This window comes from Flavobacterium sp. (assembly GCF_039916025.1).
In the GTDB taxonomy this organism is placed as follows: domain Bacteria; phylum Bacteroidota; class Bacteroidia; order Flavobacteriales; family Flavobacteriaceae; genus Flavobacterium.
In genome coordinates this window covers 1-9,590 of sequence record NZ_JBDSMB010000152.1, presented here as the reverse complement: position 1 = coordinate 9,590, position 9,590 = coordinate 1, and the positions used below count along the sequence as shown (strand labels likewise).

Below are 9,590 nucleotides of genomic sequence, written 5' to 3'. Positions count from 1 at the left end.
ATGAAAAAAATAATCTTTTCAATGGCGGTAATCGCCTTGCTTATCTCCTGTAACAAAAACAAAGAAACGGAAACAGTTACGGTTGAGAAAACGGAAGCGACAGTAAACACTACTGACACTGCGACAACAGATATTGACACCACCGCAACGGAACCCGAAACAGAAAGATTGTATTCGTGTTCTATGCATCCGGAGGTGCAAGGGAAACTGAATGACAAATGCTCCAAATGCGGAATGGCATTGTCAGAGCTTGTTCCGGTAAAAAAATAGTTATCTAATAAGCCTATTTTACGGCACCAGGAAGTCTTGTTACATTTGTAACAGGACTTATTGGTGTGTTTCAAATTGTATTTGTAATTTTTAATTTATGAAACTCTATATTAAAAATATGGTTTGCAGTCGTTGCAAAATGGTTGTAAAATCGGTTTTTGAAGATTTAGGAATTAATACACTTTCAGTTGAACTGGGTTTTGTTGAATTGGAAAATGATATTCCGGAAAATCAAAAAAAGAAAGTTTTGCATCAATTGCATGCTGTTGGTTTTGATATAATAGATGATAAAAAAAGTAGGACAATTGATATAATCAAAACACTAATCATTGATTTGGTTCACCATAAAGACCATGATTTAAAAACAAATTTATCCAATTACTTATCACAGCAATTGCATCAGGATTATAACAGTTTGAGCAACCTCTTCTCAGAAATCGAAAACACAACGATAGAGAAATATTTCATCAATCAAAAAATTGAAAAAGTAAAAGAGTTACTGATGTATGATGAAATGACCTTAAGCGAAATTTCGTACCAACTCAATTATAGCAGCGTTGGATATTTAAGTAATCAGTTTAAGAAAATTACAGGTTTTTCACCTACTTACTTTAAGCAGTTGAAAGATAAAAAAAGAAAGCAGATTGAAGATTTGTAAATCTTACAACTCAAATAAGAAATTCTACAATAGCTGACATTTAATCAATCCTGAAATTTGTAACATTATTTTTAACAACTAAAATTTAAAAAAATGGTACATACCTATCAAGTGACAGGCATGACATGCTCGGGTTGCGAAGCAAAAGTAAATGCCGATTTATCTAAAGTTGAAAACATCACGCAAGTTGAAGTTTCAAAAGAAGATAAACAGGTAAAAATTACTATGTCAAAACATGTTGAATTAAACATTTTGCAAGCTGCGCTCGGTGGTAAAGAAAGTAAGTATCAAATCTCATTACCCAACAATAAACATTCCGAACCAAATTCAGATTGTTGTTCAACTATTAAAAACAAGACTATTCAATCTCCTTCTAATCCTGAAAATTCTGCAGGAAAATATTACTGCCCAATGCATTGCGAAGGAGAAAAAACGTATGACAAACCCGGAGATTGTCCGGTTTGTGGAATGCATTTGGTCAAAGAACCTGAATTAACTAATACTACGATAACACTATACACTTGTCCAATGCATCCTGAAGTGGTCAAAGACAATCCAGGCTCGTGTCCTATTTGCGGGATGGATTTAGTCCCGATGGAACCTAGTGATACTGAAGATCAAAAAACTTATCAAGGTTTAGTCAAAAAAATGAAAATAGCAGTACTCTTTACTGCTCCCATTTTTGCTATTGCCATGATAGAAATGATACACAACAACCCATTATTAAAAATCATGGATACGGAAAAATGGAATTGGGCGCAATTCATTCTCTCACTTCCTGTTGTGTTTTATGCCTGTTGGGTGTTCTTTGTTCGAGCCTGGAAATCAATCATTACATGGAATCTAAATATGTTTACCCTTATCGGAATTGGTACCGGAGCGGCTTTTCTATTTAGTTTAATCGGAATGTTCTTTCCGTCAATTTTTCCTGACGAATTCAAAACCGAACACGGAACAGTATTGCTATATTTTGAAGCTACAACGGTTATCTTAACGTTAGTTTTGCTGGGACAGTTACTCGAAGCCAGAGCACACAGTCAAACCAATGGAGCTATAAAAGAATTACTAAAACTAGCACCTACTGAAGCAACTTTAGTTATCGATGGTAAGGATACCGTAATTTCTATGCATGATATCAAAAAAGGAGACTTATTGCGTGTAAAACCGGGAGACAAAGTTCCGGTTGACGGAAAAATAACCGATGGAGAAAGTAGCATCGATGAAGCAATGATTACAGGAGAACCTATTCCGGTAGACAAAAAGAAAGACGATGCAGTTATAGCCGGAACAATAAACGGGAACAAATCATTTGTAATGATAGCCGAAAAGGTGGGGTCAGAAACCTTGCTTTCCCAAATTGTTCAAATGGTAAACGATGCCAGTCGTTCGAGAGCTCCAATTCAAAAATTAGCAGATAGTATTGCAAAATATTTTGTTCCTATAGTAGTGGTTATTTCAGCAATTACTTTTTTTGTTTGGGCAAATTTTGGTCCCGAACCTAGACTGGTTTATGGATTTATTAATGCTATCGCTGTATTAATTATTGCGTGCCCCTGCGCTTTGGGATTGGCAACGCCAATGTCGGTTATGGTTGGTGTTGGCAAAGGAGCTCAATCGGGTGTGCTGATAAAAAATGCGGAAGCTTTAGAAAACATGAATAAAGTGAATGTTTTAATAACCGATAAAACAGGCACAATCACCGAAGGAAAACCATCAGTAGAAAAGATTTATGCTTCAAATAAGGATGAAGATAATCTACTGCAAAGCATAGCTTCATTAAACCAATATAGCGAGCATCCATTAGCGCAGGCGGTTGTAAATTATGCCAAAGCAAAAGAGATTTCTTTAATCGAAGTAAAAGATTTTGAAGCCGTTGCCGGAAAAGGAGTTGTTGGAACAGTGAGCGGTAAAAAAGTAGCATTGGGAAATAAAAAATTAATGGAGCAGGTCAATGCCACCTTTCCTGGCGAAATAGAAAGTAAAATTTTAGCCGAACAAAAACTAGGAAAAACAGTTTCTTATATCACCATCGATGGAGTAGTAGTTGGATTTGTATCAATTACCGATGCCATAAAAAAATCAAGTAAGAAAGCTATAAAGGAATTAATGCTTCAGGGCGTTGAAGTAATTATGTTAACCGGCGACAATATTAATACAGCGAAAGCAGTCGCTGATGAATTGAATTTATCTTCCTATAAAGCGGGTTGCCTGCCCGAAGACAAACTCAATGAAATCAAAAGATTACAATCGGAAGGGAAAGTTGTAGCAATGGCTGGCGATGGGATTAATGATGCCCCGGCCTTGGCCCAAGCTGACATTGGAATAGCCATGGGAACAGGAACCGATGTAGCTATCGAAAGTGCTAAAATAACCTTGGTAAAAGGAGATTTGCAAGACATTGTTAAAGCAAAAATCCTGAGTCATGCTGTTATGGGTAATATCAAGCAAAATTTATTCTTTGCTTTTTTCTATAATGTATTAGGTGTTCCAATTGCGGCGGGAGCATTGTATCCTTTTTTCGGAATCTTCCTTTCGCCAATGATTGCAGCATTAGCAATGTCTTTTAGTTCGGTCTCTGTAATTGTAAACGCTTTGCGGTTGCGAAATTTAAAACTTTAAGCAAAAATGAAAACACTATTTTCAATACTATTCCTATTAACTATTGGCTCGACTGCGACCGCACAAAGCAAAAACGAAACACAACAAACATTCTACACGTGTTCGATGCATCCCCAAATTCATGTAACAAAACCAGGAGATTGTCCGATATGTGGCATGGATTTAATAAAAGAAAAACCAAAGGCGGTTAAGAAAAAAGCAACTGTAGTAAAACCTAAAGTAGTTACTCCTAATAAACCAGTTATCGCAAACGATACTATTCCAAAGCAAATACCTTTAGAGATTAAAGCGCCAACAACAACTGTAATTGTTCCAAAAGATGAGCCATCAAAAACTGTTCGTTACGATTTATATGTTCGCGATACCATAGTAACTTTTGGTAACAAACCAAAACGCGCCATTGCAGTAAATGGACAAATTCCGATGCCAACTTTAACATTTACTGAAGGCGATATTGCTGAAATTTATGTGCATAACGAATTGGATGAAGATACTTCTTTACATTGGCACGGTTTGTTTTTGCCCAATCAATATGATGGTGTTCCAAACCTGACACAAATGCCAATAAAGCCACATACCACACATCTGTATAAATTCCCAATCATACAAAATGGAACACATTGGTATCACAGCCATACGGGTTTGCAGGAACAAATCGGAATGTATGGCGCTTTCATTATGAATAAAAAAAATAGCGATCCGACTTTCAGAAAAGGAATTGACGATTTGCCAACGGTTCCGATTATTTTGAGCGAATGGACCGATTTAAATCCAAAAAATGTACACCGAATGTTACACAACGCCACCGACTGGTTTGCTATCCAAAAAGGAACAACCCAAAGTTATACCGAAGCTATTCAACAAGAACATTTCAAAACCAAGCTCATCAACGAATGGAAGCGAATGAATGCTATGGATGTCAGCGATATCTACTATGATTCATTTTTAATTAATGGAAAGAAGGAAAGTCAATTATCTCAATTCAAAGCTGGTGAAAAAGTGCGGTTGCGAATTTCAAACGCTGGAGCATCAACCTATTTTTGGCTGACTTATGCCGGAGGAAAAATTACTGTAGTTGCCAATGATGGTAACGATGTGGAACCCATTGAAGTCAACAGATTATTAATTGCAGTTTCCGAAACCTATGATATCATTCTCAATATTCCCGAAAATCAAACCGCATATGAGTTTTTAGCTACCTCAGAAGACAGAACAAAATCTACTTCCGTTTTTATAGGTGACGGAACTAAAAAAACCACTTCACCACTTCCAAAGCTAAAGTATTTTGAAGGAATGAAAATGATGAACGATATGATGAAAATGAATGGTGATTTAGATGATATGGGAATGAAAATGGCATATAACAAAATGGACATGAACTCAGTAATGTATCCCGAATCAACAGGAGAAGCCAATGGCGATACCAGCCAAATTCAGGACATTGTAACCTTACATTATGGAATGTTAAAATCGCCAACAAAAACCACACTTCCAAAAGAAGCAACGTTACGAGAATTAAAGTTTGAACTCACAGGAAATATGAACCGTTACGTTTGGAGTTTAGACAACAAAGTAGTTTCGGAAACAGACAAAATCCTAATCAAAAAAGGTGAAATCATCCGAATGGTAATTCACAACAATTCGATGATGCGGCATCCAATGCATTTACACGGACATGATTTTAGAGTGTTAAACGGACAAGGTGATTATTCGCCACTGAAAAATACCATTGATATCATGCCAATGGAAACAGATACGCTTGAGTTTGCCGCAACCGAAAGTGGTGATTGGTTTTTTCATTGTCATATCCTGTATCATATGATGGCTGGGATGGGAAGGGTTTTCTCTTATGAGAATTCGCCTGTAAATCCCGAAATCCCAAACCCAAAACTGGCGCAACGCAAATTGTTTGCCGATGATAGGAAATTCCATTTTATGACAGAAAACGATTTTGCTACTAACGGAAATGATGGGCATATAATGTTAGGCAGCACACGTTGGAGCATTGGCACAGAATGGCGTTTGGGTTATAGCAACATGCATGGTTACGAAACAGAAACGCATATTGGACGATACATAGGCAAGATGCAATGGTTCATGCCATTTATTGGTTTCGATTGGCGATACAGAAAAATGCATCAAGACGAGATGGAAGAAAATCTATTTGGACAAACTAACACCAAAGACAATCGCTCTGTTTTTAGTGTAGGTTTTGAATATACTTTACCAATGCTTGTAAAAGCCCAGGCGGAACTTTTTACTGATGGAAATTTCAGGTTGCAGTTTGAACGTATGGATATTCCGGTTTCAAAACGTCTGCGAATGAGTTTGATGTGGAATACCGACAAAGAATATATGGCTGGATTGCGATACATTATCAAACGCAATTTTGGAGTGACGACTCATTATGATAGTGATATGGGATTTGGCGTTGGTGTTAATCTAAATTATTAAATAAAAACTCCTCTCGTCAATAACGAGAGGAGTTTTTATTTAATCAATTATTGATTCTAAATCTTTATAAACCAAATCAGCGCCTTCATAATTTGGTATCACTACAAGCTGTAAACCTTTTAGTTCGGCACCATTATAACCGCCGCCATTTGCATCTTTTATTCCTTCGATATTTTTCCAATTGTTTATAAAGACAAATGCAACTGCTTTGAAATCCTTGCCTTCAACAGAAATTTCCATATAATCTGCGTTGTCTTTTTTAAAAAGGCGATTAAAATAATAGGAAACGTTATCATTTGCTTTGATTTTCTCAGCCAGTTTATCCTTGTATTCCTTAGCTTCGGGTTTGAATGTGTCAAACACAGGTTCTTTGTTAAACATATCTTTATGGCATCCAATTAAACTTAAAAGCAAAATCAGTGCAACTGATTTAATCCGTAACATCTTTATCTTTCAATTTCTTGTCAATGATTTTGTTATTGTGAAGCTTGACAGGTTTTCTGTTTTTCTTCATTCTCAGATTGAGGAATTCTACAAACAATGAGAAGAAAATCGAGAAGTACAAATAGCCTTTTGGGATTGTTCCGACTTCGACATCGTTACCAAATTTAAAGTGTGCCAAATGTGAACCTTCGGCTATAAGCATTACACCAATTAATATCAGGAATGACAAACCAAGGATTTGTATTGTTGGATGCTCGTTTACAAATTTAGAAACCGGTCCTGCAAAAATCATCATAATAATAATAGAAATAATTACTGCCAAAATCATGATAATCAATGCGCCTTCTTGTCCAAAACCGCCTTCGGCAGGCTCTTTCATGCTTACCATTCCAACTGCTGTTAAAATACTGTCAAAAGAAAAGACAATATTCAATAATGCAATCTGTATAATAGCTGCAGATATGCTGTTACTGGCTTTACCGCTCGTGCCTTCTTCTTCGCCTTCCATTTTGTGGTGAATTTCAGAAACCGATTTGTACAACAGGAATAATCCACCACCAAAAATGATTAAGCTTTGTCCCGTAATATGCGCTTCAAAAAATCCCCAATCAATAGCCAAAATCGTGTCCTGCAAACTCAAAACCCAAGTGATTCCGAATAACAGGATAATTCTGAATGCCATCGCTAAAAGCAAACCAATTCGTCTGGCTTTAGGCTGATCTTCAGCTCTAAGCTTTCCTGATACAATAGAAAGAAAAACAATATTATCAATTCCGAGTATAATCTCCAAAAATGTTAAAGTAAGTAGTGCAATTAGTGCATCAGGCGTAAATAAGATATCCATTTTATAGTTTGAGTTTAGCGGTTTAACGTTGTTATTCGAGTTTTGTTACAATGCCACGTTGTTTTTTGTTGCTTCCAACAAAGGCATATTCAAAGGTATAAGTATTCTTTTGAGTAAACAAAATTTTCATGCTAATTGCCTTTTCTTCTTTCATGTTTTTGGGATGCAGTTTCTGCAGAATAAATTCACAATCATTTACCCAACGTACCGAAGCTGTATCGGTTTTTCCATTATAGGTTTCGATTTGCAGATTTTCGGTTCTGATAAAGGTTGATGTATGTTTTTTACCATCAATATCCTGGACAAATTGAAATTTCCCGGTTTTAAAATCCTTGCAATTGCGTTCGTGGTTGTTGCAGGAAATAATAAATAAAGCGAGTAGAAGTAGGGTTGTTTTTTTCATTTATGCTGAATTTACTTGTACTGAATTCATTTCAGAAGTTCAGTATCTTTTTATTTTGAAGCTGTTTCCCGCTTTCTGCGCTACATGGTAGCCAGCTGCAATCGGGGCTAGTTTATTTTAATTTATCAAGTTCATCATCCGTAAAATTCCTAATGCTTTTTTCTTTGGAAAACTTATCAGCATTATAATTATTGGATTTATTCTTTGGGATGGAAAGCGAATCCCAATCCGATTTCTTTAGCATTTTGGCATAAAAAACAATTTGTCCAATGTGATACGGATAATGCGCCAGCTGACGGCTTATCGCTTCCATAACGGTGTGGCCTTCGTTGCGGATATAAATTATCGTTTCGAGCTGGTCCGGAGTTAATGCATTTATCGTAGTAAAAAAACAATTCCAGCCTTTGTCCCATAGTTTCATCAGTTCATCCTTGTCATTCCCATGAAGATGGGAATCGAATTCACCATCGCGGTTGCGCCATTCTTTTTCGCCATCAGTAGTTAAAAAATCTGTCCAGCGAGAAATCATATTCCCCGAAAGATGTTTTACAATAACCGCAATCGAATTGGTATCTTCATTTACTGCAATAAACAATTGTTCAGGTTCAATTTGTTCCATCGCTTTTTCTCCCAATGTTTTATAATAGAGAAATTGCTTTTTGATGCTTTCTAAGTAGCTATTTTGTAAACTCATTTTAGATCTTTTGGTTTTCTCGAGTTGTGTCTGACGCGTAGAATTTGAATAATGTTAGTATTGATTCTATAACTTATTTGAAAATCATAAACAAAATAGGTTCTAAAAGTTCCGTCGTTTTTTGTTTTTAATTTGTCAAGTTTATAGATCTCTGGATTGGTTTTAAGAACAGCTGTACTTTCAAAAATTTTGTCAATTACTTTGTCGGCGATAGAGATGGATTTACTTTCGAAAAGAATAAAAAAATGAATATCTTCCAGTTGCTTCAATGCATCAATCGACCAAATTATTTTCGATTCCATTTTTTTGAAATGCTTTTGGCTTCTTCTTCTGCAACAAAGTTTCCTTTGGCAATATTATCAAGTGCTTTTTCAATATCGTAGTTGTATTCTTCAACCGATAGAATTGACGACTCATTCCTTGCAATTAGAAGTGTTTTCAGTTTTTCTAAAAAAGAAGTGTCTTTCACTTTATCAATTTCTTGATGTATCCAATTGCGCTCTGCTTGAATATCCATGGTTCTTTTTTTAGTAAATGTACTGATTATTTATCATTTTCAAAAAGGGCGTCAGTTAGTGTTTTGATTCCTTTGAACATAAAGTAAACGGCTAAAAAACTAAATACAATTCCAAAAGCCAATACCAAATAATGCCACACATTCTGCTTATTTATAAATGCGTTATAAATCACGCTAGGCCCAATAAACATTAATGGTAATGCATAAAGCATGTATTTAATTCCTTTGTCGAAAAGTTCTTTGTTGATTGGCATTTTAAAATTTTATTTGAATTCCAATTCCATTTTGATTTGCCACAGCGTTTAAATCAAAATCTAATGAAGTCGTATTTTTTAGCCCGTCGTTATAGGATTGAACCGCTTCTTTAATCTTTTTTGACCTTCCGGATAACACAGGAATGGATATAGCAGCCATGCCAACACCGGCATAAGTCAGCGCGGTTGGATATTCTGAAGCTGATAAGACACCAACTGCTAAATCAATTACTGAAAGCGTGATTCCTAATCCAAGCAAGGTCGCACCAAGCGTCTCTTTTGATTTTGCTTGTTTGTAAAGTTTAAGCGAATGAAGGTTTGAAGCCAGTATGTTTTTAACCTGATAACTTGGGATTTGGACATCGTTCTGATAGATTCTTCCGTTTTCTAACTTGATTGGTTTAGGCGAAGTATCTCCTAATGTTGGTTTTTG

At 35.9% G+C, this 9,590-nt stretch carries 12 protein-coding genes; 4 read left to right on the top strand and 8 right to left on the bottom strand.

The genetic code is table 11. The features are described 5' to 3' along the window. The 4 genes from ABIQ27_RS11625 to ABIQ27_RS11610 all read left to right on the top strand — a co-directional run bounded on the left by ABIQ27_RS11625 (window position 1) and on the right by ABIQ27_RS11610 (window position 6,001). The gene (locus tag ABIQ27_RS11625; protein WP_348034068.1) at window positions 1–270 is read left to right on the top strand and encodes a heavy metal-binding domain-containing protein; all 270 of its coding nucleotides are present in this window, start codon (window positions 1–3) and stop codon (window positions 268–270) included. Between the two features lie 97 nt (window positions 271–367). After that, window positions 368–928 (top strand): AraC family transcriptional regulator, encoded by a 561-nt coding sequence (locus ABIQ27_RS11620; RefSeq protein WP_348034067.1) that lies wholly within the window; start codon window positions 368–370, stop codon window positions 926–928. A 93-nt stretch (window positions 929–1,021) separates the two neighbouring features. Further along, window positions 1,022–3,547: a heavy metal translocating P-type ATPase gene (locus ABIQ27_RS11615; protein WP_348034066.1), complete on the top strand. Its 2,526-nt coding sequence runs from the start codon at window positions 1,022–1,024 to the stop codon at window positions 3,545–3,547. A gap of 6 nt (window positions 3,548–3,553) precedes the next feature. Continuing rightward, the gene (locus tag ABIQ27_RS11610) at window positions 3,554–6,001 is read left to right on the top strand and encodes a multicopper oxidase domain-containing protein (RefSeq protein WP_348034065.1); all 2,448 of its coding nucleotides are present in this window, start codon (window positions 3,554–3,556) and stop codon (window positions 5,999–6,001) included. 39 nt (window positions 6,002–6,040) lie between these two features. Here the strand turns inward: ABIQ27_RS11610 and ABIQ27_RS11605 are convergent, their stop codons facing one another. The 8 genes from ABIQ27_RS11605 to ABIQ27_RS11570 form a co-directional block, all read right to left on the bottom strand. Beyond that, the gene (locus ABIQ27_RS11605; RefSeq protein ID WP_348034064.1) at window positions 6,041–6,382 is read right to left on the bottom strand and encodes a hypothetical protein; all 342 of its coding nucleotides are present in this window, start codon (window positions 6,380–6,382) and stop codon (window positions 6,041–6,043) included. A 49-nt stretch (window positions 6,383–6,431) separates the two neighbouring features. Continuing rightward, entirely contained in the window at window positions 6,432–7,289 is an 858-nt protein-coding gene (locus tag ABIQ27_RS11600; RefSeq protein WP_348034063.1) for a TerC family protein, read from the bottom strand. 31 nt (window positions 7,290–7,320) lie between these two features. Next, window positions 7,321–7,692 carry a DNA topoisomerase IV gene (locus tag ABIQ27_RS11595; protein WP_348034062.1) on the bottom strand — a complete coding sequence of 124 codons (372 nt, stop codon included), beginning with the start codon at window positions 7,690–7,692 and terminating at the stop codon, window positions 7,321–7,323. A 112-nt stretch (window positions 7,693–7,804) separates the two neighbouring features. Next, the gene (locus ABIQ27_RS11590) at window positions 7,805–8,386 is read right to left on the bottom strand and encodes a DUF1572 family protein (protein ID WP_348034061.1); all 582 of its coding nucleotides are present in this window, start codon (window positions 8,384–8,386) and stop codon (window positions 7,805–7,807) included. Continuing rightward, window positions 8,383–8,688 (bottom strand): type II toxin-antitoxin system RelE/ParE family toxin, encoded by a 306-nt coding sequence (locus tag ABIQ27_RS11585; RefSeq protein ID WP_348034060.1) that lies wholly within the window; start codon window positions 8,686–8,688, stop codon window positions 8,383–8,385. Before ABIQ27_RS11585 ends, ABIQ27_RS11590 begins: the two co-directional genes overlap by 4 nt. Further along, entirely contained in the window at window positions 8,673–8,903 is a 231-nt protein-coding gene (locus ABIQ27_RS11580; protein WP_348034059.1) for a hypothetical protein, read from the bottom strand. Before ABIQ27_RS11580 ends, ABIQ27_RS11585 begins: the two co-directional genes overlap by 16 nt. A gap of 26 nt (window positions 8,904–8,929) precedes the next feature. Then, complete coding sequence (locus tag ABIQ27_RS11575; RefSeq protein ID WP_348034058.1) at window positions 8,930–9,157, bottom strand: DUF6095 family protein; 228 nt, start codon at window positions 9,155–9,157, stop codon at window positions 8,930–8,932. A 1-nt stretch (window position 9,158) separates the two neighbouring features. Then, window positions 9,159–9,590: hypothetical protein (locus ABIQ27_RS11570; RefSeq protein ID WP_348034057.1), on the bottom strand; the 432-nt coding region annotated here is incomplete at its 5' end.

Excerpts from the sequence above, each read along its gene's own strand:
- ABIQ27_RS11575 (WP_348034058.1), bottom strand. The coding sequence starts at position 9,157 with ATGCCAATCAACAAAGAACTTTTCGACAAAGGAATTAAATACATGCTT.
- ABIQ27_RS11585 (WP_348034060.1), bottom strand. The coding sequence starts at position 8,688 with ATGGAATCGAAAATAATTTGGTCGATTGATGCATTGAAGCAACTGGAA.
- ABIQ27_RS11625 (WP_348034068.1), top strand. The coding sequence starts at position 1 with ATGAAAAAAATAATCTTTTCAATGGCGGTAATCGCCTTGCTTATCTCC.
- ABIQ27_RS11595 (WP_348034062.1), bottom strand. The coding sequence starts at position 7,692 with ATGAAAAAAACAACCCTACTTCTACTCGCTTTATTTATTATTTCCTGC.
- ABIQ27_RS11615 (WP_348034066.1), top strand. The coding sequence starts at position 1,022 with ATGGTACATACCTATCAAGTGACAGGCATGACATGCTCGGGTTGCGAA.
- ABIQ27_RS11580 (WP_348034059.1), bottom strand. The coding sequence starts at position 8,903 with ATGGATATTCAAGCAGAGCGCAATTGGATACATCAAGAAATTGATAAA.
- ABIQ27_RS11620 (WP_348034067.1), top strand. The coding sequence starts at position 368 with ATGAAACTCTATATTAAAAATATGGTTTGCAGTCGTTGCAAAATGGTT.
- ABIQ27_RS11610 (WP_348034065.1), top strand. The coding sequence starts at position 3,554 with ATGAAAACACTATTTTCAATACTATTCCTATTAACTATTGGCTCGACT.
- ABIQ27_RS11605 (WP_348034064.1), bottom strand. The coding sequence starts at position 6,382 with ATGTTTAACAAAGAACCTGTGTTTGACACATTCAAACCCGAAGCTAAG.
- ABIQ27_RS11600 (WP_348034063.1), bottom strand. The coding sequence starts at position 7,289 with ATGGATATCTTATTTACGCCTGATGCACTAATTGCACTACTTACTTTA.
- ABIQ27_RS11590 (WP_348034061.1), bottom strand. The coding sequence starts at position 8,386 with ATGAGTTTACAAAATAGCTACTTAGAAAGCATCAAAAAGCAATTTCTC.